Below are 25,408 nucleotides of genomic sequence, written 5' to 3'. Positions count from 1 at the left end.
CACGTCGTGAGCTGGGCAAACGATCGACATACCGTCGACATACCACCGTGTGACAGCGTGTCGCGGCATTCGGACCCGCGACGAAGGAAATCGACCATGGTGACCACTGCCGCCCGCATGAGACGAGCGCTGCTCCGATCCCGAGGAGTGCCCGTGGCCGCCGCGCTCGCCGCCGCCCTCCCGATCACCGGCTCCGCCGCGGGCCTCCGGCTCGGGTACGAGAACGGGACGGTGAACTCCGGCAACCCGTCCGTGGGCGTGAACCAGTGCTGCCCCGCGTACTCGATCAAAGTCGACGACCTGCCGAGGACCGGCTCGTACGCGATCCGCAGCATTTTGCGGTACGGCGACGCGAAGGTGGCCGGCGGCACCCGCGCCGAGAGCCACACGCTCAAGCTCAAGGACAGCCACTACCGGTCAGGCGACACCGTCTACTACGGGTTCAGCGTCTACCTGCTGAGCTCCTGGCAGCGCGACTCGCGGGAAGACATCGTGTTCCAGTGGAAGCCGTGGCCCGACGCGTGCGAGGCCGACAAGCCGCCCAGCGCGTTCCTCAGCGTGCAGCCCACGGGCCAGTGGCGGCTGCGGGTCAACTCCGACGGCAACGCCTGCTCCACTCCCGACTCCATCCGCAAGACCAGCTTCGACCTGGGCGAGGTGAAGCCGGGGCAGTGGCACGACTTCGTCTTCCGGTTCGCCTGGAGCCACCGCGGCCAAGGGAAGATCGACGGCTGGTACCAGACCCACAAGAGCCCGGGGTGGCGCAAGGTCCTCACCGCGACCGGCCCCAACACCTACAACGACGACAAGACCACCTACGGCTACCTCAAGTGGGGCATCTACAAGCCGGCGTGGAACACCGGGCCGACCGGCGTCGACAGCCGCACGGTCTTCCACGACAACATCGCCGTCGGCACGTCCTTCAGCCAGGTCGACCCGACCCGGTAGCGGCGCGGGCCAGCACCTCCTCCGTCGTCAGCGGCGCGCTCGGGTGATGGCTCAGGCACATCGGCACCCGCGCCTTCACGAACGCGCTCCCCTCCAGCGCCACGTAGAACTCGCCCGCGCTCAACCGCGAGATGTCCGGCGCCGAGCCGCCCTTGGCCCGGGCCATCTCCTGGGCCGCCGTGATATGCACGGGGGCGTTCAGCAGGCCGAAGAACTGGGTCGCGGCGTTGCCGGGGATCTGGTTGTGCAGGCCCTTCGGCGCCTGGGTGGCGAACACCAGGCCCAGACCGTACTTGCGGGCCTGTGACGCCAGCGCCACCGTGCTGTGCGTGCAGGCCGTCACCCGCCCCGAGCCAGGGGCGAACGTCTGCGCCTCGTCCATCACCAGCAGCCCGCCCAGCGGCCGGTCCCCCGCCGGGTTCTTCCTGATCCAGGCGAACAACGCCATCTGCAACTGGCTCACGAAGCTCTGCCGCTGGTCGTCGTTGGGCAGCCCGACGAAGCTGATCACCGACACGCGGGCCCGCCTGCCCGGCGACGGGGTCAGCAGCAGCCCGGGATCCACCGGCTCGCCGCCACCGCCGAACAGCGGGTCGTTGTCCATCGCCGCCTGCAGCGACTGCGCCAGGTCGGCGGCGATCCGCGGGGCCGCCGCGAGCTCGCTCACCCCGTCGGGCAGGTCGGCCAGCAGCGCGATCAGTCCCTTGAGCGTCGCGCCGCCGCGGCGGCCGTAGTGCTCCAGCGCCTTGCGCAGCACCGCCCGGCCCAGGTGGGCCTTGTGGGTCTGGGCGTCCAGCTTCGCCCGGGGCGCGATCGACGCCACCGCCGACTCCACCGCCTCGGTGAACTCGTCCGGGTCCTCGGCCACCCCGGCGAAGTCCGGCAGCGGCTGGAAACAGAGCGGCCGGCCCGCCGCGCGCCTCGGCGTCCAGACCACCACCTCGGTCCCTTCCAGGTACGCGCCGGCCTTGCCCGCGTCGCCGTCCGCCCAGCTCTCCGGCTGCTGCGGCCACGGGTCGCCCAGCCTGGCCAGGTCGTTGTTCGGGTCGAGCACGATGGCGGACACGCCGTGCAACGCGCACTCCTCGACCAGCCGCCTGATCAGCACCGTCTTGCCCGACCCGGACCCGGCGAAGATCGCCGTATGCTTCCGCAACGCCTCCAGCCCCACCCGCACAGGCTCCCCACTTCCGACGGCCCTCCCCAGTGGGACGTGGGGGGTGTCCTCACGGGACGCGCCCGCTCGCACGGGTGGAGGGGGCGCCTGCACACCTGCCGCTGGGGGACGCGGCGCCTGCTCACCGCTCGCTCGGGGACGCGGCGCCTGCGCCTCCGCCGCTCGTACCGGCCGAGGGGCTTCTCGCTGTACGAGGGAGCGCGGCTTCTTCTCCTGGCCGGGCGGGTCGTTCAGCGCCTCGGCCAGGAAGGTGACGATGCGGGTGGGGCGGCGGGAGGCCAGCCACGATGCCAAGCCCGGCGGGTTCTCCGCGCGCAGGTGCCTGAGCGCAGCCAGGACGCGGAGGTCGGCGTCGGTGAAGGACAGGGTCCTTCCGCCCGCGCGCTCGAAGGCGGCGACCACCTCCCGCGTCCGCGCCCCCTTCGACCAGTCCTCGTTACGCAGCAGGAACAGCCGCCGCTTGGGCACCTCGGCGTCCAGACCGGCCGCCACCGACGCCTTGCGGATCCGGTTGAGCGCCGAGACGGCGTGCTCGGCGGTGATCGCCCTGAAGGCCCAGTGCTCCTCGTCCTCCGTCGTCTCGTCCAGCGTGAACCGCAGCCGCGCGTGCAGGGGCGGCTTGGCGCTGGGCGGCGGGTCGACGCTGAACGCCTGGCCGTGCTCGCCCTGCTCGTTGATCCACGCCGCCAACCCCGCCGCCAGCAGCGCGGGCATCAGCACGTCCTCGGTGGCGCCGTTCACGTCAGGGGCGTCCCCGGCGTCGCGGAGCGTGGCGAAGCGGGCGTCCAGACCGGCGAGCGCCGCCGCCTCGGCCGGGTCTCCTTCGTTCACGGCCACGACGGCTTCTCCACCGGCCGCGGTACGTGGTCCCACCGACGGAACCGGGCCGGTGAGTCCGGTCAGCTCCGACACCTCACCGCTGAGCAGGCATGCCCGGACGTGCTTGTCGATCGTGATGAGCAACTGCCGCGCGGTGAACCCGGGCGCCTCGTCGAACGCCTCCGGCCGCACGGGCCAGGTCGGGTACGGCGGTTCGACCCCGGCCGCCCCGTACTGCACGCCGAATCGCTTGGCGACCAGTTCGCGCGCGGTCTCGGGGTCAGGGATGGTCATGAGCTGCACGGCCGTACGGAACCGGTCGCGAACCGTGTCGACCGCCTCCCGCTCGATGAGCGTCCAGGTCTGGGGGATGCAGGAGACGACCGTCATGGTGCGCCTGGTCACCTCGCGCAACGCCATCAGGCCGCCGGCGATCCGCTCCAGGAGCAGCTTGTCGCCGTGGCCGTCATCCGTCGCGGTGTCGGTGGAGATCCGGGACTGGGCGATCAGCGGGTCGATCTGGTCCACCGCGATGATTGTCGGGCCGGTGAGCGCCAGCAGGTGGGAGACGTCCCTGACGATCTCCTGCGGCGACTTGTTGATCGGCCGGATGCCCCAGCGGGCCCGGTCGCCGGTCTCGCCCTCCGGCATCGCGTACAGGAAAGCCTCGCCGAGGTCCTGCAGGGCCGGGTCGGTGGAGGCGTAGAGCACCAGAGCCCGCGCGGTGTCCTGACACTCGCGCCCGACCTTCTCGTCCATCGCCCGCAGCGCGTGGACGAACGCGTCGAGCTCCTCCCTGGACAGGGTCTTCTTGCCGGTCACGGCCCTGCGAGCCATCCGGGACAGGTCGGCGCGTGCGGCCAGCCGTGACAGGAACGCCCTGAGCTGCGTCTCACCGCCCTCGCCCGGCCGGGAGAAGCTGTCGAGGAGCGACACCATGACGCTCTCCCAGAACTCCTTGGCGTCCAGCAGCCCGACCAGCACGAAGTAGCCGCCCTGGCGCTGGGTCACCTCGCGCAACCAGCCGAGCAGGTGGGTCTTGCCGGTGCCGCGCTGGCCCTGCAGGACCACGCCGATCGGGCTGGTCTCCCGTTGGCCGCCGGCCTCCGCCAGGCCGTCGAGCAGGATCTTCGCCGAGTGCCCGTGCAGCCCTTCGACGTGGAATGCCGAGGGCCGCCAGACGTCGTCGGCGCCCTCGGTGTAGTTGAAGCTGAGCGCGGTGAGCGCCTCGGTGCCAGGCCCTGTCATGCTTCCCCGATCCACAGCAGGTGCTTCTCCTGACCCCCGATGATCACCCCGGCTTCCCGGTCCGCGGGCGTGAGGATCTTCTGGTTGGACTCGGGGACGATGTTCACGTCCGGCAGCCGTTCCAGCCGGCCGAGCGCGGCGTCGACCTCGTCCCTGGGCGCGTCTCCGAGCAGGGGACGCAGCCGGGCCAGCCCCACCCAGGAGCCGGGCCGGGGCGCCAGCCGCGCGTACGCGCCGCGGATCCGCGCTTCCAGGTCACCTGGTGGCAGCCCGGCCGGCTCGTCCACCGGGGCCTCGTCTCCAGGCGGAGCGGCTTCCAGGGGTGTGGACACGTCGGCCAGTCGCAGACCGGACCGGTCCATGTACTTCCGCAGCCAGCCCTGCAGACCACGGGCGATGACCTTCGGCGAGCCGGTCATCGCGGGAAGCGCTCCGGCGCGCAGGTCCTCCTCAAGGCGAGCCCAGCCGCTGTCAGTGAGCATGTGCACGTATGACCGGCCCTGTCGCCAACTGTCGACCAGTTTCAGCTCGTTGAGCTTGAGTCGTCTCTTGCCGTCGATGGTCAGGCCGTGCCGCTCCTGGAGGTCGGGGTTGGAGATCTCGCCGTTCTCCTCGGCCAGCGCCATCAGGGCGGCGAATTCAGGGAGCGACAGCTTTCGCTCTGACATTTTTCATCCTTCTTGAGAGGCTCGACGGTTCCGCAGGAAAAGCTCGATGTGACGGACCACGGCCTGGGGATCGGTCAGCACCTGGACATCGGTGAACCGGAGCACGGCGTAACCGGCGATCTGCAGTCGCACGTCGCGGGCGCGGTCGGTGGTGAACTTGTCCAGCTCGCGGTGATCCGGCCCGTCCAGCTCGACGACGCACCACTCGTCCTGCCACACCAGGTCGGCCCGTACCGGAGAGGCCAGGGCGCCGGGGCGGATCGTCTGGTTCCAGGCCCGGCCGGCGGCCCACGCGTGCCCGCTCAACGCGGCCTCCAGCGCGCGCTCCACGGCGCTCGCCGGGTGCGGGCGGCCGGCGACGGGCGGGTGGCCGGTCCTTTCAAGCCGCGACGTGGTCGCGGGCAGGGAGGGGGCCGGGCTCGGCGCGTCCGCGACGAGGACGGTCTCCACCCGGTCCACCGCCGGGAGCGGTCCCGAGAGCCAGATGCCCAGCCCGGCGCGGTGGGCCAGCCACTCGCCCGCTGCGACCAGGGCTTCCTGACCGGCGGGCGACAGCCCTTCCGGCACGTCCACCAGCAGCGCCGTGCCCTGCCTGGAGAAGGCGGCGGCCAGCGCCCTGGCCAGCCCCGCGGCCCGTACTTCCGGCGGGAACCCGCTGGACCGGATCTCGGAGGAGAGGCTCGCCCGCAGGTCCGGGAGCCGGCCGGGACGAGCGCGCAGGGCCCGTTCCGCCAGCTCGGCGAGGAACGGTCCGAAGTGGGCGGAGCCGGCGGCGGTGCGGAGGGCGAGGGCGCGTACGGCGGCCAGGCCGGTTCCGCCGGGCCCGTCGATGGCTCCGGCGTCCGGCAACCAGGCGGGAAACAGCCCCAGCACCGTGGCGTCCATCTCGTCCAGGATCGCGGCGGCCAGCGCTTTCGGGGATCGCGACTCATGGGCGGTGCAGGTGAGGATGGCGGGGGCCTCGCGCGGCAGGGAGTCGATGGCGAGCGGCAGCGCACGGGCGCCTTCCAGGCGCACGACCTTGCCGGTCGGTAACGCGGCCCAGGATCGCACCGTTCGCCTCCGTCACTGGCTGGCCTCGGACAGTGGTGGCGACGCTATACGTCACTCCATGGGGCTGTCATCCGTTAGGCGCGGAGAAGACGATGGCGGCCAGGTGGCCGTCGCCGTCGGGGGCGACCTTCATCAGCATCTCCTCCCGGAAGATGCCGTCGGCGTCGTTGCGGGTGTCGCGCTCGCCGTGGTCCGCGTACGGCCGGGTGGCGAGGACGCGGTCGTTGAGCGCCTCGTCGAACATCATCTGCGTGGTCAGCACCCGGGCGTCGCTGACGTGCACCATCGCGTGGATGTGCACGCATCGTCCCCGGTACCAGCCGGGCCAGACGGTGGTGAACTCGACGATCCCGTCGGCGTTGGTCACCTGGGCGCCGCGCAGGTAGCGCTGGTCGTCCTGCGGGGTGAGGTCGGGCGGGTCGGCGGAGAGCGCGCCGCCGCCGGAGCCGCGGGACATCGCCTCGGCGCCCGAGTAGAGCCCGCCCGCGTCGCAGTGCCAGATCTCCACCACCGCGTCCTTGATCGGCCGGCAGCTCTGGCTGTCCTGGACCTTGACGGCGACCCGCAGCCGGACGCCTTCGCGGTCCTCGCGGATGTCGGCGCGGATCTTGTCGGCGTCGAAGTAGTAGGGCCCCGGGGTGGTGGCGGGGGTGAGCGCGCAGGTGTTCGCGCCGTCGAACAGCGAGGTGAGGTCCTCGGCGGTGGTCGCCCGGGGGGTGACGGACGCGCCGGTGGAGGTGGTGACCGCCGGCCCGCCGGGGGTGCAGGCGGCGATGAGGCCGCCGAGCCCGATCGAGCCGACGCCCGCGATCAGCCGCCGCCTGCTGACCCGCCGGCCCTCGTCATCGTGTCCCATGGCACTCCCTTCGGCCGATCCTCGACGGTAATGGACCGATATGAACGTGTGCTGAGAGCGCCGGATGAATGTCGGTGGGCTCCGCTACATTTCCGGTCGTTGATCATCGCCGAACCGGCTGGAGGTCGTCCCTCATGCCCGCGGACCCGACCGCGTACGAACAGACCAGCGTGACCTGCGTGGTGCCTCCCGTCCAGCCGCGCAAGCTGGCCAAGGTGCCGTTCGTCGAGCTGGCCGACGGCAGGCTGCAGGGGGTGGTGTCCAGCGGCTCCGACATCGCCCGCGTGTACGTCTCCTCGATCGCCGCCGTGACCCACGGCTTCAACTGCAGCACCAACAACAACCGCCCGTGCGGCGGTCTCTACGGCTCGCTCTGCAAGCACCTGCGGTCCCTGGTGGACGAGGCGGTCGTGCAGTACGGGGCCGAGCGGGTCGCCCGCTACCTCCGGGTCGAGGGGGCCGAGACGGTCGCCTCCGGCGCCGACCTCGCCGCCCGGCTCGACGGCGGCCACGAGCCGCTGCCGGCCGCCGTGGTGTTCAGCCGGTTCCTGCGTCACCTGGGCTACCTGGAGCTGCCGGTCACCACGGCGCCGCTGCCCGAGCTCCACTGGTTCCCCGGGACGGTGCGCTGATGCTGGCGATGCAGCTGACCGGGCTGGCGGGCGGGCCGCCCGCGGGCCTGGCCGAGGCGCTGGAGCTGGTCGACGGCTTCGACGACGTGCTGTCCCACGGTCTCGGCCGGACGGGCGAGCAGCGGGGCGCCGCGATCGCCGCGCTGGCGGGCGCGGTGGCGGCGACGCCGCTGGGCGACCGGGCGGCGGAGGCGGCCGGCAAGGTGTCGGCCGGCTCGGTGGGCGGCGAGCACCTGGTGGCCCTGGCAGCCGCCCGCGCCGCCCTGCTCGGCGCCGCCCACGACGCGCTCCTGGCCCACCTGGACGAGTCACTGGGCCGGCAGCGGGAGCGGTGGAGCGCCCCCGCTCCCGCCGATCCCGTGCCCGACAACCAGCTCGCCGGGTGCCGGTCGTGGCTGCACGAGCTGGCCATCACCGGTTGGCGGGGGGTCGGTCACGACCTGGCCGCCGCCTGCGACCAGTCGATCGAGGGCCTGCTCGCCGAGCCGGCGCTGCGCCGCCTGGCCGTGCTGCTCGACGGGCTGGCCGCCGAGCTGCGCGACTCCTCGCCGGTGGCCACGATGGAGCGGCTGCCCGCGCGGCGCTGGGCCGACCTGTGGACGCGGGCCATGCTGCTGGCCGAGCTCGGCCGGCTCGGGCAGGGTGCGGACTCTGGGGCCGAGGCGGTCTCGGGGCGGCTGCTGCCGCTCGGGGCCGACGTGCACGAGCACGGCACCGCCGTCCAGGTCCAGCTGCACGCCGTGCTGGAGCCCGCGGACGGCGGGCCGGCCCGGCTGGTGCGGGTGAGCGTCGCCGCGGGCAAGGTCGACACCATCACCGGCCCCGCCGTGTGGGGGCTGCTGCAGGGCTACCCGGTGCTGCTGGCCGCGCTGGCCAGGCATCTCGCCGTCGAGGTCGACGGCCTGCCGCTGCTTCCCGGCGGCGACCTGCTCTGGCGGGAGGACAAGGCCGCCGCCGGCGAGCCGACCGACCCGTTCGCCACCGCCCGGCTGCTGCTCGCGGGCGCGCTCGTCCCCGCGACCCCGCCGCTCGACCGTCACCCGGCGCGCGTCGCCGAGCCGGTCTTCATCGAGGGCTACCGGGCGGCCAAGGCCGACGGCGGGGTGACGTTCACGCTCGACGGGGCCACGCTCCCGTTCGCCGCCGGGCGGTTGCCGGGGTGCGGCCCGCTCACACCCGAGCTGCTCGCCGCCTCCACGGCGTGCGTCGGGCTGCTGCGCTGGGACGCCGGCGGATGGCTGCTGCAGCCGCTCGCCGTGCAGGCCACGGTCAAGAAGAAGCCGGTCGCCGCGCACAACGGCGACTGGGCGCTGGGCACCACCGACCCCAAGGCGGCCAAGGCCATGGCCAAGACGGGCGACCCGGTCGGCGTGCTCCGCGAGCGAGCGGGACGGCTGCTGCGCTCATGACCTCACCCGACCTTCCCCCTTCCGACACCGCCGAGGCCAACCGCCGGCAGGTGCTGCTCTGGCGGTTGCTGGCGCGCGTGTTCGGCACCGACGAGCAGCCGACGCTGGAGTCCGCGAGCGTCGCCGTCGTCGAGGACCTCGGCCTGCCGGCCCAGCTGCTCGACCCCGGCGTGTCCGTCGACAACCTGGTGCAGCGGTTCCCCGACCTCGGCCCCGAGTTCCAGGGGCTGCTGACGGGCGACGACGACCGCGACCGCGCCCGCACCGCCGCGCTCGCCTCCAAGCTGCTGCTCAACCTGTTCGCGACCGGGGCGGGCGACGTCACCGCCGGCCGGCTGGCCGCCTGGCAGCGTGACGCGGGCTGGTTCGAGCAGGCGCTCGGCTGCGAGCCCGGCGAGCTGCGCGGCCAGCCGGGGCAGAGTGAGCTGGGCGGGATGCTCGCCGGGCTCGAAGGCGACCTGGTGCGCCGGATGCGGCTGCGCGAGGTGCTCGGCGACCCCGCGCTGGCCAGGCAGCTCACCCCCAGCATGTCGCTCATCGAGCAACTGCTGCGCGACAAGTCCAACCTGTCGGGAGTGGCGCTGGCCAACGCCAAGGCGCTGATCCGCCGCTACGTCGACGAGGTCGCCCAGGTGCTGCGCACCCAGGTGGAGCAGACCAGCGTGGGCACCGTCGACCGGAGCGTGCCGCCCAAGCGGGTCTTCCGCAACCTCGACCTGGACCGGACCATCTGGAAGAACCTCACCAACTGGAACGCCGACGACGAACGCCTCTACGTCGACCGGCTCTTCTACCGCCACACCGCCCGCCGCACCACCCCCGCCCGGATGATCGTGGTCGTCGACCAGTCGGGCTCGATGGTCGACTCGATGGTCAACTGCACCATCCTGGCCTCGATCTTCTCCGGGCTGCCCAAGGTGGACGTCCACCTGATCGCCTACGACACCCGGGCGATCGACCTGACGCCGTGGGTGAACGACCCGTTCGAGGTGCTGCTCCGTACCAACCTCGGCGGCGGCAACGACGGGCCGGTCGCGATGGCGATGGCCCGGCCGAAGATCGCCGACCCGCGCAACACCGCGATGGTGTGGATCTCCGACTTCTACGAGTTCGACCGGTCCCAGCCGTTGTTCGACGGCATCCAGGCGGTCCATCGCTCAGGGGTCAAGTTCATCCCGGTCGGCTCCGTCAACAGCTCAGGTCAGCAGAGCGTGAACCCGTGGTTCCGCCAGAAGTTCAAGGACCTGGGCACGCCCGTCGTCTCGGGCCACGTCAACAAACTCGTCTTCGAGCTCAAGAGCTTCCTCACCTAGGAGATCGCCATGACCGATGAGATGCTGCGCGCCCCCGCCGAGGTCAAGTACGCCGAAGAGCTCGACTGGCTGGAGTCGGTCGACGACGGGCCCAAGCCGTTCTCCTGGCGGCTCAGCCCGCGCATGGTCCGGCTGTTCGTGCTCGGCTCCGAGCGCTCCGACGGCCTGGAGCGGGAGATCCCGCAGAAGTGGTTCGGCGACCGGAGCTTCGTCGAGCGGGCCATCGTCACGCTCGCGTCAGACCGCGGCCTGCTGCTGATCGGCGACCCGGGCACCGGCAAGAGCTGGCTGGCCGAGCTGCTGTCCGCCGCCATCTCCCGCAACTCGACGCTGGTCGTGCAGGGCACCGCCGGCACCACCGAGGACCACATCAAGTACTCGTGGAACGTGTCCATGGTGATCGCCAAGGGCCAGTCGCGCCAGTCGATGATCCCGTCCCCGATCATGACCGCGATGGAGCAGGGCGTGATCGGCCGGTTCGAGGAGCTGACCCGCTCCACCAGCGACGTGCAGGACGCGCTGATCTCCATCCTGTCCGAGAAGTACGTGTCCATCCCCGAGCTGGACGACGACAACATCGTCTTCGCCAAGCCCGGCTTCTCCGTGATCGCCACCGCCAACAGCCGCGACCGGGGCGTCAACGACCTGTCGTCGGCGCTCAAGCGGCGCTTCAACTTCGTCCGCATCCCGGTCGTGACCAACAAGCGGAGCGAGGCGGAGATCGTCCGCTTCCGCACCGTCGAGCTGCTGCGCCGGCACCGCATCGAGCTGGAGGTGCCGCCGTCGCTGCTCGACATCCTGCTGCAGAGCTTCGCCGACCTGCGCGCCGCCGCCCGATCGGCGACCAGCGACGACGAGAAGCTGGAGTCGGCGCTGTCCACCGCCGAGCAGATCGGCGTGCTGGAGGACGCGATCCTGCACAGCAACTTCTTCGGCGACAGCCGGCTGCGCGCCGAGACGCTGGCCGGGTCGCTGGTCGGGTCGCTGGCCCGGCGCAGCCCCGAGGACCTGGCCATCCTCAACAAGTACTGGCACGGCGTCGTCGAGCCGCGCAGCAAGAAGGACGGCGGAGAGTGGCCCGGCTTCCTCGAGGGCGGCCGCCAGGCGATCGCCACCCTGTCATGAGCCCGTTCGCCGCGCTGCGCGAGCAGCTGCACGCCGCCGCCGAGACCTTCGCCGACGGGCCGGGCGAGCTGTCCGGCATCCTGTCGGGCCTGGTCGACGACGTCGACCGGGCGCTGACGGAGCCGCTGGAGATCTTCCCGGTCTGCCACCACTCCCCGGCCTCGGCGCTGGCCATGGCCAGGAGGCTGCGCGAGAAACAGCCCGAGGTCATCTACCTGGAGCTCTGCGAGGACCTGCGGCCGGTGCTCGACGAGCTGCGCAACTGCCGGCTCCCGGTCGCGCTGCAGGCGTTCGCCACCGAGCTCGACGGCTTCCCCGGCGACTGGGGCCCGCTCAACGTGATCGCGCCGATCACCGAGGCGTCCGCCGAATACCAGGCCATCGCCTACGCGCTCGACACCCCGGGCGTGGAGCTGGTGCTGGTCGACCGCTCGGCCGACCATGTCTACCAGTGGCTGCCGAAGGAGCGGCCGGACGAGTCCGTCGGCATCGAGATCGGCGACCTGCGGCCGCGCTTCGCCGAGCTGGAGGCGCACCTGCTGCACCACGCGAAAGTGCGCCACTGGTCGGAGTGGTGGGACCAGTACGTCGAGCAGCCGCTCTCCGGGGCCGACTACGACACCTACCGGCAGGTCATGGTGCTGATCGGCAGCCTGTTCCGGCGGCTGACCCCGGCCGGCTCGCCCCGGCTGGCCGGCGACGAGGAACGCGAGCGCCACATGTGGACCCGCATGCGCGAGCACCTCACCGCCACCGGCGCCGACCCCGGCCGCTGCCTGTACGTGTGCGGCGCCTTCCACGCGGCCAGCCGGGTCGAGGAGTTCGGCCTGCGTGCCGGGGCTCCCGCGTACGAGATCACCCCGCGCACCGCCACCGCCTGGCAGTACGGCATCGTCCCGGCCAGCCACTCGGCCGTCGAGGCGCAGTTCGGGCTGGCCCCCGGCTCGGTGTCGATCGCTGCGGCCACCTACGCCAAGGCGGTCACCCGCGGCGGCGTCAAGACCTACCAGCTCAAGGGCCAGCCGTCGAAGAGCCGGCCGCGCAAGGCCGCCCCGGCCGCCGCCGAGGCGGTGACCGACCGGCTGACCGGGTTCCTGTCCAGCCCGCCCGCGCTGGACGAGCTGGACGAGGCCGAGCTGCTCGGCTGGTGCGTCGACATCGTCCGGCTGGCCCGCCGCAACGGCTACCTGGCCAGCACCGCCGACGCCATCGCGGTGTTCGAGACGTCGATCCTGCTGGCCGGGATGCGCAACCGGGCCAGGCCCACCCCGTACGACTTCCAGGACGCGGCCGTCACCTGCATCGAGAAGGACGCCGTGCCCGGCCGCAGGGACGTGGCGCAGCTCTGCGAGATCCTGCTCGGCGGCGACCGGATCGGCGAGGTCGGCTACGCCTCGCTGCCGCCGCTCGCCCAGGACGTCTACGACCGGCTCCAGCCGCTCGGCGTCGACGTGCGCAAACGGGCCGTGCACCGGGTGCTGCTCGACTTCACCGCCGACCCCGACCTGCAGCCCTGCTCCCACCTGCTGTGGATGCTGCTCCGGTTGATGCCGCAAGGCGCGGTGCGGCCCATCATGGGCGATCGTGCGCTGGGCGAGCGGTCCAGGCAGGAGAGCTGGGACGTCGCCCTCGGCCACCACCAGCGTGCGCTGATCGAGCTGGGCTACGAGGGCGTCACCGTCGAGCAGGTGCTGGAGCAGCGGCTGCGCGCGATGGTGAACGATCCGAAGGCGACCGCCGCCGTCGCGCTGGAGGCGGTGGAGGAGTCCATCGTGCTCCTGGAGAGCCGCCGGTTCACCGAGGAGCTCGGGACGCGGGCGGTGGAGCTGCTGGCGGCCGAGCGTACCGTCGACGACGCGCCCGACGTGCTGCGCCGCATCCGCCGGCTGCTCGCCCACTACCGGGTCGCCGAGCCCGCGCTGCCCGCCTGGTGCGAGCGGTTCGTCACCACCGGATACGCCCACTACTGCACGCTCCTGCCGACCGCGTTCGTGGCCGACGACACCGGGGTGCGGCAGGTGGCGGCCATGCTCGGCTTCCTGGCCGGGATGGAGAGCCTGGCGATCTCGCTCGGCTGCGACCGCGCCCAGCTGGAGCTGGCGGTCAAGCAGTCGCACCCGGAGACGCCCGGCAAGGTGGCGCTGCTGTGGGCGGCCCGGTTCCAGCTCGGCCTGCTGCCGCTGGCCGAGCTGCGGGAGCGCTGCGCGGAGCTGCTGGCCAACCCGCTGGTGGTGCCGTCCTTCCCGCAGTATCTGAGCGGCTTCGTGCAGGCGCTCGAACCCGCGCCCGCGCTTACGCCGTTCGTGGTCGAGCTGATCTCCGACGCGTTCGCGGGCCTGCCCGACAGCGTGCTGCTCCCGTGGCTGCCCAAGCTGATCACCACGCTCAAGGACGAGGCGGCCGAGCTGGTCCCGGTCCTCGTACGGGAAGCGGGCCGGACGTTCCCCGGCACGCTCGCGGCGGTGGACGCGTGGACCCCGCCCTGGCACGCCACACCCCGCGAGGCCGTTCCCGAGGCCCCGGCGGGCGGGCCGGTGGCGGACCTGCTCGCCGCCCGCCCGGATTCGACCGACGCCCTGGCGGCCCTCCTGGGCTGCACGGGCACCTGGCGATCCACCGACACCCCGGGCCCAGGCCCGGCAGGCGACCTCCTGTCCCGCCACCCGGCCACGGCCGACGCCCTCGGCGAGCTCCTCTCGGCTCACTGAGCAGCGTTCCCCGGGGCACTGCTCGCGGCGCGCTGAGCGACCCCTGGGAGCCTGCTCGTGGGCGTGTTGAGCAGCGCCTTCGGGGAGCCCTCGCTGAGCCGGGCCTTGCGGGGGCCGCTGGTCGGCGCGCTGAGCGGGGTCCTCCGGGGGACTGCTCGGCGTGCTCACCGGCGGGCGGGGGTGGGGTTTTCCCTACCTTCGTTCGGCGTGCTCGCGGGACTGATTCGGGCGGCGCGGGTCCGTAGCGTTGCCGGTATGACGACCCTCCACCAGCGCATCGCCATCGACTCCCGCTACGTGTTCCTGTCCTTTCCCGCCGCCGTCGTCTCGTTCCCGCTGGTCGTCGCAGGTGTGTCGGCCGGGCTGGGCGCCGCCGTCGCCTTCGTCGGGTTGCCCGTGCTGGCCGCCACCGCCGCGCTCGCCAGGAACGTCGCCGACGCCGAGCGGGCCGCCCTGCCCGGGGTGCTCGGCCACCCGATCGCCCGGCCCCGTTACCGCGAAGCGCCCGTCTGGGCGGGTTGGTTCCGCCGGATGATGAACCCGCTGACCAGCGGCCAGGCGCTCATGGACGTGCTGCACGTCATCATCGCCTTCCCGATCGCGATCGCCGCGTTCGTGGTGGCCGCCGTCTGGTGGGCGGGCGCGCTGGCCGGCCTGACCTTCCCGCTGTACGGGTGGATCATCGCCGCCATCCCCGGCGCCGTCGAGACTGGCCTGCCCGACCTGCTCGGGTTCGGCGCCAGCCCGGCGCTGTTCGTGGTCTGGCACACCGTTCTGGGGCTGCTGTTCGCCATCACCCTGGCGCCCGTGCTGCGCGGCGCCGCCCTCGTCAAGGCGAGCCTGGCCGAGCTCATGCTCACCCGGCCGGCTCTCGCGCGCCCGGCCGCCGCGCCGCATATCGTGGAGCCGCGGCTCACCCGGACCGCCTGATTTCGGAAGGTTCCCCCTGTGCGCAGCCCCATCTTCGGCAACCTGGACAACCAGCAGCTCCCTCCAGGCTTCGCCCTGCAGAACGGCAAGATGCTCCGGGTGGAGCTGCCCGAGGTGCTCGCCAAGCAGGGGTCCATGGTGGCCTTCCAGGGGGCCTGGGACTTCGACTACGAAGGCTCGGGCGGGCTCGGCAAGCTGTTCAAGAAGGCGATGACCGGTGAAGGCGCCTCGCTCATGCGGGTGCGCGGGCAGGGCGCGCTGTTCCTCGCCGACAACGCCGACGACATCCACCTGTTCTATCTGGAGAACGAGGGCCTGACCGTCAACGGCCGCAACCTGCTGGCCTTCCAGCCGCAGATCAACTGGGACATCAAGCGGGTGCAGGGGGCCGGCGTCGCGGCGGGCGGGCTGTTCAACACCACGCTCACCGGCACCGGCTGGGTGGCCGTCACCACCCACGGCACCCCCGTGATGCTCGACGCCGCCGCCATGCCCACCTTCGCCGACGGGCAGTCGGCGGTCTGCTGGAGCGCGGGGCTGCACGTCGGCGTCAACCGCTCCTTCAAGGCCGGTGCGCTGATCGGCCGGGGCAGCGGCGAAGCCATGCAGCTGGCGTTCCAGGGCCAGGGGTTCGTACTGGTCCAGGCCAGCGAGGGCCCGCCGGTAGTGACGACCGGCTGACGGGGGCAGCGGGGCCAACTCATCCGCGAGCTCTCCTCTCGACGTGGGACAACCGAAGGTAATTTCATAGTCGCAGAGAGTAATATTCTCGTCATGGTCACCGCTCTCCACGAGGGGCTCATCGGGATCACCACTCTCGATCCGGAAGAGACCGCGCGCACACTCCGCACGCTGTTCGGCTTCCATATCCCCTCGTCCACCTCTGAAGTCATCTCCAACGAGCTGTCGGAGATCAGCCCCTCCGTCTACCGGGCCGACGCCGCACTCCTTTACACCGAGGGAAGGGCCAAGCTGGCCGTCATCACCGAGGTCCAACGTCAGCGCGACGACACCAAACACTGGACGTGGCTGGCTTACATCGCCAACATGCGCGCCCGCGACCGCTGTCCGGCTCTGCTGGTCGTCATCTGCCCCAGCCGCGCCGTAGCCGTATGGGCGTCCCAGCGCATCGAGACCGGACACCCGGGCCTGGCCCTGTGTCCCTTCGTCATCGGCCCCGACAACACGCCTGTCATCACCGACGTCGCCGAGGCCGTCGGCAACATCGGCCTGGCGGCGATCGCGGCGATCACCCATAGCGAGGATCCGCAGATCAAAGCCATCCTCGCCACCCTGGTAGAAGCCCTGGACCACATCGACCCGGAGAAGGCCGGACGCTACGCTGAGTACGTAACCGTGGCACTGACGGGGGACGCGCAGAAAGAGATGGAGCAGCTCATGGCCACACAGTCCTACCTCTACCAGGGAGAGTACGCTCAGAGCCTCTTGGCGAAGGGGCAGGCGGAGGGGGAAGCCCGAGGCGAGGCCAAGGGGCTGCTCGTCGTGCTGGAAGCGCGCGGGTTCCGGGTGACCGACGAAGACCGGGATCGGATCATGTCCTGCACCGACACCAAGACGCTGGAGAAGTGGCTGCAGCGGGCCGCACTGGTCGACTCCGTGAGCAAGCTCTTCGAGTAAGACGAAGACGTCGCCCCGGCCCAGAGGGCAGTTCCGAGTTCATCCCCTGGGTTCGCGCATCACCATGGGAGAACGCGCTCTGCCCTCGCTGAGGACGGCCGCCAGTGCGGGGTTTCCGAGGACGAGCACCGGAACCGCCAGCCACGACCACCGGGCGGCGGCGAGTTCCGCCGGGATCGGTGACTCCGCCTCGGAGATCAGTTGCCGCAGCGCGTCCTCCGTACGGGTGCTGCGGGTTTCGGCGTGGCCGACCGAGGTGCGGACGCTCTCGGGGTGGGCGTGCTCCGGGCGGGAAGTGGGGACGAGAGGGCCCAGGCCGGTCACGGCGAGTGCGGTGAGGGACGGAAGGAGGCGGGCGGCTTCCAGGGCGAGGACTGCCCCGGGACCCCATCCCGCCAGCGCCACCGTCCCGCCGGCTGTCGCTGTGTCGCGGGAGTGCGCGATGTCGCCGGCCGCGGCCACCACTGCCGCCAGGTCCTCGACTTCCCGCGCCACCGCGTACGGGGTGGTGTTCCCGCTGCCGCCGGTGCCTCGCCGGTCGTAGCTGTACACGGTGAACCGCTCCGCCAGCAGGGCCGCCGCCCTGTCGGGGAACCCGGCCAGGACCACCGCCGGCCCCGTACCCTTCCGCCGGTACGCGATGGACGTCCCGTCGCAGGACGTGACCCGGGGCACGACGTCACCGGGGCGCGATGTTGAGGTTGAGCCGGAACAGGTTGTCCGGGTCGTACGCACGCTTCACCCCGGTCAGCCGGGCATGATCGGCGTCCGTGTACGCGTCCGCGACCCGCCCGGCGTCGGCCAGGAAGTTGAGGAACGTGGCGCCGGTCCCGTGCGGCGACAGTGCGCCGGACATGCCGGGGAGCCGCTCGCTGACGATGACCGAGAACGCCGCGCCCCGGTGCCCGACCGGCCCCGCGTCCGGGCCTGGGCGGGACATCGCGCCGCCCCAGTGCCTGATCTCCACGGTGGCGTGCCGCCCTGCCTCCACCAGGGTGCCGATCACCTCGTCCGGCAGGTCGTGGAAGAAGTCGAGGTAGCGGGCCGGGGTGCCGCCCATGGCCGCGTCCGCGTACCGGACCGGCCGCACCTCGTCCCTGATCGCGGGCCCTGCCGCCTCCCACAGCGGCCGGAGCACCCGGTCGCCCCGCTCGGGTGCTCCCGCGTACATGGCCTTGATGCCGAGCACCCGCTCGGTCCCGCCCGGCAGGGAGGTGAGCATGACCGCCGTGCTCACCTCGTCGGGGGCCTGCGCCGCCCATGCGCGGTAGTGGGCCAGGGTCTCGGCCGCCCGCTCGTACGGGAAGAAGGCGATCCCGGCATGGACCAGGTCGACCGGGTAGAGCCGGAACTCCAGCGAGGTGACGATCCCGAAGTTGCCGCCCCCGCCCCGCAGCGCCCAGAACAGGTCGGCGTGCCGGTCGGCGTCCGCCGTGACGGTCCGGCCGTCGGCGGTGACCACCTCGGCGCTCACCACGCTGTCGGCCGCGAGCCCGTACCTGCGCGCCAGCCACCCGACCCCGCCGCCGAGCGTGTATCCCGTCACCCCGACGTCGGGCGACGACCCCGACAGCGGCGCCAGCCCGTACCCGGCGGCCTCCCGCAGCACCCGCCCCCAGCGCACGCCGGGCCCGACCCGCGCCACCCGCCTCACCGGGTCGATCTCCACCCGGTCCAGCGCCCCCGTCCGCAGCAGGATCCCGCCGTCGGCCGGCACATGCGTCCCGTGCCCGGTGGCCTGCACGGCCAGCGGCAGCCCGCACGTACCGGCGGACACCACGGCGGCCCGCACGTCCTCCGGCCGCGCCGCCTCCGCGACCATGACCGGCCGCGCGTCGACCGCCGGGTTCAGCGACTGCCGGCCCAGCTCGTAACCCTCGTCACCCGGCAGGTGCACGGCACCGGTGAAGCCGTCGATCCGGTCGGCGATGTTCGTCAGCATGATGCGTCCCTTCGGTGGTTGACCCGATCTCAGACTCCTGCGGCGCCCCCGCGGGGGGCATCCGTGTGGACCACGGATTCACCACGGATTCACCGCCCACTCGCACCCGTTCCGGTGCGGTGGGCGATGATGGGGCCGTGGCGGGTGAAGGGATGTCGGAGCGCGAGGCCGAGGTGCTGGCGGCGCTCGGGCACCGCCTCACCAACGCGCAGATCGCCGCCCGCCTGCACATTTCCGTCCGCACCGTCGAGAGCCACGTCTCGTCGCTGCTGCGCAAGCACGGGGCCGCCGACCGCAAGGAGCTGGCCGCGCTCGCCCGGGAGAGCCGGGCAGGAGAGCTGACGGGGCTGCCGGCGGCGCGCACGAGCTTCGTGGGGAGGTCGGCGGAGCGCGCGGAGATCACCGCGGCCTTCGAGTCCTCCCGCCTGGTGACGCTGGCGGGGCCCGGCGGGGTGGGCAAGACCCGGCTCGCGGTGGCGGTCGCCGGGGCGTCGTCGTCGTTCCCGCACGGCGGCGCGTTCGTGGACCTGGTGCCGGTGCGCGACGGGTTCGTGGCGGAGGCGGTGGCCGCGGCGCTCGGCGTGGCGGAGCGGCCCGGGCAGCCGCTGGAGGACGCGATCGCCGACCGGCTCGGGCGCGGGCGCGCGCTGCTGGTGCTGGACAACTGCGAGCACCTGCTCGATCCGGTGGCCGCGCTCGTGGACCGGCTGCTGGCGGTCTGTCCCGCCACCCGGGTGCTGGTGACCAGCCGCGAGCGGCTCGGCGTCCCCGGCGAGCGGGTGGTCTCCGTAGAGCCGCTGCCGCCGGGGTCCGACGCGGTCGAGCTGTTCCTCGACCGGGCGGAGGCCGCCGGGTTCGCCGCCGGGCGGGACGTCGCCTCGCGCATCTGCGCCCGGCTCGACGGGCTCCCGCTGGCGATCGAGCTGGCCGCCGCCCGGGGGGCCGCGCTGGGGGCCGACGGCCTGCTGGCGGTGCTCGACGACAACCTGCGGTTGCTGGCGGGCGGGCGCGGCGGCGACCAGCGGCATCGGTCGCTCCGCACCGTGCTGGGCTGGAGCCACGACCTGCTGGAGGAGGACGAGCGGGCCCTGTTCCGGCGGCTGGCGGTGTTCGCGGGCGAGTTCGGCCTGGACGCCGTGGTGGCCGTGACGGGCGGCAGCCGGAGCGCCGCCGCCGACGTGCTGGGCAGGCTGGTCGACAAGAGCCTGGTCGTCCACCGCCGCGACGCCGGCGGCTGGCGCCTGCTGGAGACGGTCCGCGCCTTCGCCGCCGAACGCCTGGAGGAGTGCGGCGAGCTCCCGGACACCCGGCGGCGCCACCTCGCCTGGGCCGTCGAAACAGCCGACGCGCTCACCGCCGCCCGCGCGGACGACCCCGACACCGCCTGGTGGGGCCGCTTCGACGCCGTGGCCGACGACCTGCGAGCGGCCCTCGCCACCGCTGTCTCCCCGGCCACGAGCGTTGACAGGCCGGCTGGCGGTGGGGAGGCGCATCGGCTGGCCAGGAGCCTGGCGAGGCTGACGTACGGGCGGAGGTTCCTGCGGGAGGCCGTCGCGCGTTACGAGCAGGCGGCGGTGCTGGCTCCTGGGGAGGGGGAGGCGGCGCGGGATCTGGCCGACGCCGCGGAGTGCGCGCTGGCGTTCGCGCGGGCGGGTCAGGCTTACCGGTTGCAGCTCGGCGCTGCCGAGAGGGCGCGGGCGGCCGGCGACGGGAACGCCGAGGCGGTGGCGCTGGCGCGGGCGGCGGTGATCGCTGAGAGGCACCCGGGGTTCGGGTTCGACGACGAGCCGGAGGAGGAGCGGGTGCGGGCGCTGCCGGTGGAGGCGGCCGCGGTGGGAGACCCGGATGATCCGTACGTGGCCGCGCACGTGGCGGCGGCGCGTGCCTGGGCCACCAGGCGGCCCGACACGGCCGGGCGGGCGTTGGAAGCCGCACGGGCCACCGGGGACCCGGTGCTGACCAGCTCCGCGTTGGACGCCGTCATCTGCGTCGCCGATCGCGGGGGACGGGCCAGGGAGGCGTACCGGCTGGCGGGGGAGCGGCTCGACCTGCTGCCCGCCATGGACGGCGACGACCCGCGCACCGGTATCGAGATCGTCGACGCGCTGCACACCGCGTCCTTCTACGCCGTCGCCGTCGGCGACCTGCCCGGGGCCCTGGAGGCGGCCAGGATGGCGGCGGACGACGACGTCACGGGCAGCCATCCCGCGCTGGCCCACAGCAGGCTGGTGCCTCCGCTGGTGCTCACGGGCGACTTCGACCAGGCGCTCGCGCGGGCGGCCGAGATGGTGGACGGGCAGGCGCGCGTGGACGCCCCGCCCGGACGGTGGATGACTCCCGCGCTCGGCATGGTGGCGCTGGCCCACGGGCTGCGCGGAGACGCCGTGGCATGCCGGGCGTGGCGGGCCCGCGCGATCGCCGTCGGCCACATCGGCCCGGCCTCCCGCCACGCCCCTCTGATCACCTTCATCGACGCCCGCCTCGCGATCCACCGAGCCGACCTCGCTCTGGAGGGTGACGCGGTCGCGCCTGCGGGAGAGGGCCACGGCGGTGGGATGTTCGGGAGGTACGCGATCGCCTCGGTGGCGGAGCTGGCCGTGGTCCGCGGGGATCCGGATGCCGCTGAGCGGGTGGCCGCGGCGGGGGCGGCGGGGGAGGAGAACGCGTGGGCCGCCGCCTGCCTGAAGCGGGCCGTCGGGCGGTTGCGGGGGGACCGGGAGGCGTTGAGCGAGTCGGCGGAGATGTGGGGGCGGATCGGGGCGGCCCATGAGCGGGAGGCCACACTCCGCTTGATCAAGTCGAGCGATCGTTCCGGATAGAGCCGGCCGGGCCGGTTGAGGGGCGCAGTGGGGGCCAAGTCATCCGCAAGTCGGCGCCTCGATCCTGGTGCGCATGGTGACCCCTCGCCGGATCGTGCTGATCCTTCTCTGGCTGGCCGTCTGCCTGGCGCCGATCCCGGTGGCGGTGCCCGGCTTCCAGCTTGCGCTCGGCCATGTCGGCACCCCCGGGACCCTCACCGTGCTGTCCTGTGAGGCGCTGGGCAAGGGGCGTTACGACTGCCGGGGCCGGTTCGTCCCCGATGACGGCGGGGCGCCCGTCATGGTCGCGGCCTCGCCCGACTCCAGTGCGGGTGACGTGACGCGGGCCCGGCTCACCCCCGACGGCGCCCGCGCGCTCCCTGACGGGGTCAAGGGAGTGCTGGGCGCCTCCGCCGTGCCGGCCGCGGGGCTCATGGGGCTGGGCTTCCTCCCGTACGTGATCGCGTACTGGTGGGGTGGGCCGGGAGCGCGCCGCCGGTGCGTCGTCGCGGGGGTGGTCGTCACGACGATCGGGTTCCTGCTGATGATCGTCGGCATGGTGGCCGCGTACTCCTGAGAGATCTAGGAGAGCAGGGCGAGCGCCTTGGCCAGGCCCGGGTCGCGGCCCTTGGACAGGTCTTCCGCCGTGAGCGGGGCGTGGTGGTCGGGGGCCACGCCGATGTCGTCGACGACCTCCTTGTCCGGGCCGACGTGGCGCTTGCCGGGCAGCAGCAGGATGCTCCCGTCGCCGAGCCGGAAGGCGCTCGCCGGGCCGGAGAGCGCGCCGGCGGTCCGGGTGCCGACCAGCGGGGCCAGCTTCAGGCCCTTGACCGCGGCGCTGAAGTCGTCGCAGGCCGAGCCGCACTGCCGGTCGACGAGCACGACCAGCGGCAGCTTCAGCAGCGGGACGGAGTCGTCCGTCCGCAGGGCGGTGCAGGAGCCGTGCACGTCGCACTCGTGGCCGGTCACCTTGCCGTGCGCGAACGCACCGAGCAGGCGGGTCACCTCCTGGGGCGAGCCGCCCCGGTTGCCCCGCAGGTCCAGCACGACCCCGCTCAGCTTGCCCTTCTTGCGGAGTTCGCCGACGGCGCGGATCACCTCGTCCGCCGTGCCGGGGCCGAAGTCCGGCAGCTTCACGTAGGCGGCGCCGCCGGTCCGCCTGGACGACGGCGTCGGCCGTTCGGCGCGGAACTCACCGGCCTTGAGCGTCGTCTTCCAGGTGCGGCCCGTCGCCGGCCGGCGCAGGGTCAGCCGCAGCGGCTCGTTCTCGGCCAGCAGCTTCAGGACGCCGGGGGAGAGGACCCCGGCGACGTACGGGGGAGCGCCGTTCACGGAGACCAGCACGTCGCCGGGCCGGATCCCGCGCTCGGCGGCCGGGCTGCCGGGCATCACGGAGGTGATGTGCAGCGGCGGGCCCACGGCCGGGTCGGGCCGCCCGCCCCGGTGCCCGGACATGCCGTCGACGCCGTAGCCGAACGCCAGGCCCGGTTCGCCCTCGTCCCTGGGGCGGATCCAGGCGGCGTGGTTGTCGTGCAGGGAGTCGGTCATGCCTTGCATCGTGGCCTCGGCGGCGGCCTGCCTGGCCCGCTCCGGCAGGCTCTCCGCCACGCGGGCGTAGACCTCGGCGAACGCCTTCCGGTCGGCCTCCCGGCCGCCGCCGAGCGCGGGCATGGTGGCGTCCGGACGGTCGAGGCCGTGGCGCTGCAGGTAGCGGGTGTAGGCGGCGAAGGCGGAGGCCAGCACGGTGCGGTGGTCGAGCGCCGGGGCGCCGTAGTAGCGCGCGAAGACGCAGTCGTACGCCTGCTCGATCGTCGTCACGGTGGTCGCGGTCAGCCCGCCCTCGACGGGGCCGGTCAGCGGTTCGCACGCGGTGGTGGCGGCGACCGCCTGGGGGGCCCGCGGCGCGCAGGCGAATGCGGTGAACGTCAGGGTGAGGGCGGTGATGACCCTCGTCGTCGTCTTCATGTCCGTCAGCGTCATGGGGAGGCGGTTGCCGGGCTGTGAACGGTCTTGTTAACGTCCCGCTTATTTGACTGATCGTTCTGGATAGGGTTAGGGTCCAGGGCATGGCGAGGAGCAAGGAGTTCGACCCAGACGCGGCGCTGCAGCGGGCGCTGGAGCTCTTCTGGGAGCGCGGCTACGAGGCGACCTCGATGGCCGACCTGGTCGAGCGGCTCGGCATCGCGCGGGCCAGTCTCTACGCCACGTTCGGCGGCAAGCGCGAGCTCTATCTCCAGACTCTGCATCGCTATGTACGCAGCAGGGACCCCGCCGTCCTCGACGCGCTGTCCCAGCCCGGCCCGGTGCTGCCGGCGGTGCGGGCGCTGATCAGGACGTACGCGGCGGAGTCCAGCGGTGACGACCGGCGCGGCTGCATGGTGGTGAACGCCGCGGTGGAGCTGGCGCCGCGCGACGAGGCCGCCGCCGCGTTCGTGGAGGCGAGCTGGAGTCACCTGGAGACGGTGCTGACCTCGGCGCTGACCAGGGCGCGGGCCCAGGGCGAGCTGAGCGAGGACAAGGACCCGCGGGCGCTCGCCCGGATGCTGCTGGTGTTCATGCAGGGCATGCGGGTGCTCGGCCGGACCTCGGGTGGCGCCGCCCGGCTGGACGACGCGGCGGAACAGGCGCTGGCCGTCCTGGGCTGACCCGGCCTTTTTTCATGCCCATATTCCAGATCGATCGTTCTTAAAAGAGGGGCTCACATGCAGGACAAGATCGTTCTCATCACCGGTGGTTCCGCCGGTATCGGCTACGCCGTCGCCCGCGCGTTCAAGGAGGAGGGCGCCACGGTGGTGATCACCGGGCGCGACGAGGGGCGGCTCGCCGACGCGGCCAAGCGGCTCGACGCCGACTGGGTCGCCGCCGACGTGGCCAGCGCCGCCGACTGCGCCCGCATGGTCGACTACACCGCCGACCGGCACGGCGGCCTGCACGTCGCCGTCAACAACGCCGGGGTGCTGGGCCGCCCGGGCCCGCTCGCCGACCTGGACACCGCCGACTGGGCCGACGTGCTCGACACCAACCTGACCGGCGTCTTCCACGCCATGAAGTACGAGATCGCGTACATGAAGGAGCACGGCGGCGGGTCCATCGTGAACGTGGCGTCCAACATCGGCGCGCACCAGCGCGTGCCCGGCCTGGCCGCGTACGCCGCCTCGAAGGCCGCGGTCAGCGTGCTGTCCAGGGCGGCGGCGCGCGAGTACGCCGCCGCCGGCATCCGGATCAACGCCGTCAGCCCCGGCGCCACCGACACGACCATGACCTACCTGCCGGGCGAGACCGCCGCCGAGCGCGACGCCAGGATCACGCCGTCGATGCCGCTCGGCCGGCTCGCCGACTCCGCCGAGGTGGCCGCGACCGTCGTCTGGCTGGCCTCCGGCCGGTCGAGCTTCGTCGTCGGTCACGACCTGGTGGTGGACGGCGCGGCCAGCGCCTGACCGCCGCCTCATCAGAGCCGCATCATCAGAGCCGCATCATCAGAGCCGCATCATCAGAGCCGCATCATCAGAAAGGCGGGGACGGCGGAGCCGGCGCGTACATCTTTCCGCCTACACGCGCCGCGATCCCGTACGCGTCCGCGCGTACACGGGACACAACCGCGGGGCGACGCCCCGGACCGAGCCGTACGCTTACGGTCGGGCGATGAACAAGACGAGCTCTCTCGGGATGTCGCCGATCGCGATCCTGGGGCTGGCCGCGCTCGGCGTGCCCCGGGTCGTCGCGCACGACCTGGGGCCGGTCGGCCCGGTCGTCAACGCGGTGCTGGTGTTCCTGCCGGTCGTGATCTGGCTGGGCGTCGTGCTGTGGAGGCGGGTGCCGAACCCGTTCCTGACCCTGCTGGCGATCGGCGGCGCCTACGGGGTGCTGCTCGCGGTCGCGCACCAGCTGTTCTGGGGGGCGGCGTTCGATGATCCGCCCCAGCTCGGCGGGAATCTGGCGGGCGCGCTGTCGCCGGGCGCGGAGGAGGCGCTGATGCGGACGTTCGCGTTCGGCAGCAGCCTGTTCACCGGGGTCCTGGTGGGCGTGGTCACCGGCCTGGTCGGCTGGCTGCTGGCCCGGGCGGTGCCCGCGTTCCGGCACCGGGACGGCGGCGGGGCCTGACCCCCGGACACGCCGGACCCGTGCACGGCCCGGGGGAGGCCGC

Annotated in this window: 21 protein-coding genes; 14 read left to right on the top strand and 7 right to left on the bottom strand. The window is 72.9% G+C overall.

Features of this window, described 5'->3' with window-relative positions; all coding sequences use genetic code 11:
* The first annotated feature begins 96 nt into the window (after window positions 1-96).
* Window positions 97-948, top strand: coding sequence for a polysaccharide lyase (locus ACGFI7_RS23650; RefSeq protein ID WP_393408036.1), 852 nt, complete (start codon window positions 97-99; stop codon window positions 946-948).
* Here the strand turns inward: ACGFI7_RS23650 and ACGFI7_RS23645 are convergent.
* The 4 genes from ACGFI7_RS23645 to ACGFI7_RS23630 all read right to left on the bottom strand — a co-directional run bounded on the left by ACGFI7_RS23645 (window position 923) and on the right by ACGFI7_RS23630 (window position 6,769).
* Window positions 923-4,192 (bottom strand): helicase HerA domain-containing protein, encoded by a 3,270-nt coding sequence (locus tag ACGFI7_RS23645; protein WP_393408033.1) that lies wholly within the window; start codon window positions 4,190-4,192, stop codon window positions 923-925. The two genes, ACGFI7_RS23650 and ACGFI7_RS23645, sit on opposite strands and share 26 nt — an antisense overlap.
* Window positions 4,189-4,860: a hypothetical protein gene (locus ACGFI7_RS23640; RefSeq protein WP_393408030.1), complete on the bottom strand. Its 672-nt coding sequence runs from the start codon at window positions 4,858-4,860 to the stop codon at window positions 4,189-4,191. Before ACGFI7_RS23640 ends, ACGFI7_RS23645 begins: the two co-directional genes overlap by 4 nt.
* Window positions 4,861-4,863: 3 nt before the next feature.
* Window positions 4,864-5,913, bottom strand: a complete 1,050-nt coding sequence (locus ACGFI7_RS23635; RefSeq protein WP_393408027.1) for an endonuclease domain-containing protein — start codon at window positions 5,911-5,913, stop codon at window positions 4,864-4,866.
* A 67-nt stretch (window positions 5,914-5,980) separates the two neighbouring features.
* Window positions 5,981-6,769, bottom strand: coding sequence for an intradiol ring-cleavage dioxygenase (locus tag ACGFI7_RS23630; protein WP_393408024.1), 789 nt, complete (start codon window positions 6,767-6,769; stop codon window positions 5,981-5,983).
* A 134-nt stretch (window positions 6,770-6,903) separates the two neighbouring features.
* On the opposite strand from ACGFI7_RS23630, the gene ACGFI7_RS23625 reads away from it, so the two are divergent.
* From ACGFI7_RS23625 to ACGFI7_RS23590, 8 genes are all read left to right on the top strand, one after another.
* Window positions 6,904-7,401 (top strand): hypothetical protein, encoded by a 498-nt coding sequence (locus ACGFI7_RS23625; RefSeq protein ID WP_393408021.1) that lies wholly within the window; start codon window positions 6,904-6,906, stop codon window positions 7,399-7,401.
* Window positions 7,401-8,810 (top strand): hypothetical protein, encoded by a 1,410-nt coding sequence (locus tag ACGFI7_RS23620; protein ID WP_393408018.1) that lies wholly within the window; start codon window positions 7,401-7,403, stop codon window positions 8,808-8,810. Before ACGFI7_RS23625 ends, ACGFI7_RS23620 begins: the two co-directional genes overlap by 1 nt.
* Window positions 8,807-10,123 (top strand): VWA domain-containing protein, encoded by a 1,317-nt coding sequence (locus ACGFI7_RS23615; protein ID WP_393408015.1) that lies wholly within the window; start codon window positions 8,807-8,809, stop codon window positions 10,121-10,123. Before ACGFI7_RS23620 ends, ACGFI7_RS23615 begins: the two co-directional genes overlap by 4 nt.
* A gap of 9 nt (window positions 10,124-10,132) precedes the next feature.
* Window positions 10,133-11,248, top strand: coding sequence for an AAA family ATPase (locus ACGFI7_RS23610; RefSeq protein ID WP_393408012.1), 1,116 nt, complete (start codon window positions 10,133-10,135; stop codon window positions 11,246-11,248).
* Window positions 11,245-13,956, top strand: a complete 2,712-nt coding sequence (locus ACGFI7_RS23605; protein WP_393408009.1) for a DUF5682 family protein — start codon at window positions 11,245-11,247, stop codon at window positions 13,954-13,956. The genes ACGFI7_RS23610 and ACGFI7_RS23605 overlap by 4 nt, the downstream gene beginning before the upstream one ends.
* A gap of 255 nt (window positions 13,957-14,211) precedes the next feature.
* On the top strand, window positions 14,212-14,886 hold the full coding sequence (locus tag ACGFI7_RS23600; RefSeq protein WP_393408006.1) for a sensor domain-containing protein: 675 nt from the start codon (window positions 14,212-14,214) through the stop codon (window positions 14,884-14,886).
* An 18-nt stretch (window positions 14,887-14,904) separates the two neighbouring features.
* Window positions 14,905-15,567, top strand: a complete 663-nt coding sequence (locus ACGFI7_RS23595; RefSeq protein ID WP_393408003.1) for an AIM24 family protein — start codon at window positions 14,905-14,907, stop codon at window positions 15,565-15,567.
* Between the two features lie 93 nt (window positions 15,568-15,660).
* Window positions 15,661-16,524, top strand: coding sequence for a hypothetical protein (locus ACGFI7_RS23590; RefSeq protein ID WP_393408000.1), 864 nt, complete (start codon window positions 15,661-15,663; stop codon window positions 16,522-16,524).
* A 39-nt stretch (window positions 16,525-16,563) separates the two neighbouring features.
* On the opposite strand, the gene ACGFI7_RS23585 is transcribed toward ACGFI7_RS23590, so the two are convergent.
* The gene (locus ACGFI7_RS23585; protein ID WP_393407997.1) at window positions 16,564-17,199 is read right to left on the bottom strand and encodes an alpha/beta fold hydrolase; all 636 of its coding nucleotides are present in this window, start codon (window positions 17,197-17,199) and stop codon (window positions 16,564-16,566) included.
* Window positions 17,200-17,203: 4 nt separating this feature from the next.
* Window positions 17,204-18,466 (bottom strand): FAD-binding oxidoreductase, encoded by a 1,263-nt coding sequence (locus tag ACGFI7_RS23580; protein WP_393407994.1) that lies wholly within the window; start codon window positions 18,464-18,466, stop codon window positions 17,204-17,206.
* A gap of 137 nt (window positions 18,467-18,603) precedes the next feature.
* On the opposite strand from ACGFI7_RS23580, the gene ACGFI7_RS23575 reads away from it, so the two are divergent.
* Both ACGFI7_RS23575 and ACGFI7_RS23570 read left to right on the top strand, forming a co-directional pair.
* Complete coding sequence (locus tag ACGFI7_RS23575) at window positions 18,604-21,285, top strand: ATP-binding protein (protein ID WP_393407991.1); 2,682 nt, start codon at window positions 18,604-18,606, stop codon at window positions 21,283-21,285.
* A 73-nt stretch (window positions 21,286-21,358) separates the two neighbouring features.
* Complete coding sequence (locus ACGFI7_RS23570) at window positions 21,359-21,841, top strand: hypothetical protein (protein WP_393407988.1); 483 nt, start codon at window positions 21,359-21,361, stop codon at window positions 21,839-21,841.
* A gap of 5 nt (window positions 21,842-21,846) precedes the next feature.
* On the opposite strand, the gene ACGFI7_RS23565 is transcribed toward ACGFI7_RS23570, so the two are convergent.
* On the bottom strand, window positions 21,847-23,229 hold the full coding sequence (locus ACGFI7_RS23565; protein WP_393407985.1) for a S41 family peptidase: 1,383 nt from the start codon (window positions 23,227-23,229) through the stop codon (window positions 21,847-21,849).
* A 101-nt stretch (window positions 23,230-23,330) separates the two neighbouring features.
* On the opposite strand from ACGFI7_RS23565, the gene ACGFI7_RS23560 reads away from it, so the two are divergent.
* The 3 genes from ACGFI7_RS23560 to ACGFI7_RS23550 all read left to right on the top strand — a co-directional run bounded on the left by ACGFI7_RS23560 (window position 23,331) and on the right by ACGFI7_RS23550 (window position 25,365).
* Window positions 23,331-23,909 carry a TetR/AcrR family transcriptional regulator gene (locus tag ACGFI7_RS23560; protein WP_393407982.1) on the top strand — a complete coding sequence of 193 codons (579 nt, stop codon included), beginning with the start codon at window positions 23,331-23,333 and terminating at the stop codon, window positions 23,907-23,909.
* Window positions 23,910-23,966: 57 nt separating this feature from the next.
* Window positions 23,967-24,701 carry an SDR family NAD(P)-dependent oxidoreductase gene (locus ACGFI7_RS23555; protein ID WP_393407979.1) on the top strand — a complete coding sequence of 245 codons (735 nt, stop codon included), beginning with the start codon at window positions 23,967-23,969 and terminating at the stop codon, window positions 24,699-24,701.
* Between the two features lie 205 nt (window positions 24,702-24,906).
* Window positions 24,907-25,365 carry a hypothetical protein gene (locus tag ACGFI7_RS23550; RefSeq protein WP_393407976.1) on the top strand — a complete coding sequence of 153 codons (459 nt, stop codon included), beginning with the start codon at window positions 24,907-24,909 and terminating at the stop codon, window positions 25,363-25,365.
* The last annotated feature ends 43 nt before the right edge of the window (window positions 25,366-25,408 follow it).

This window comes from Nonomuraea sp. NPDC048826, from assembly GCF_043198225.1.
Taxonomy (GTDB): Bacteria; Actinomycetota; Actinomycetes; order Streptosporangiales; family Streptosporangiaceae; genus Nonomuraea.
Note: the sequence above shows the minus strand (reverse complement) of the source record. Positions and strands in the feature narration are given on the sequence as shown.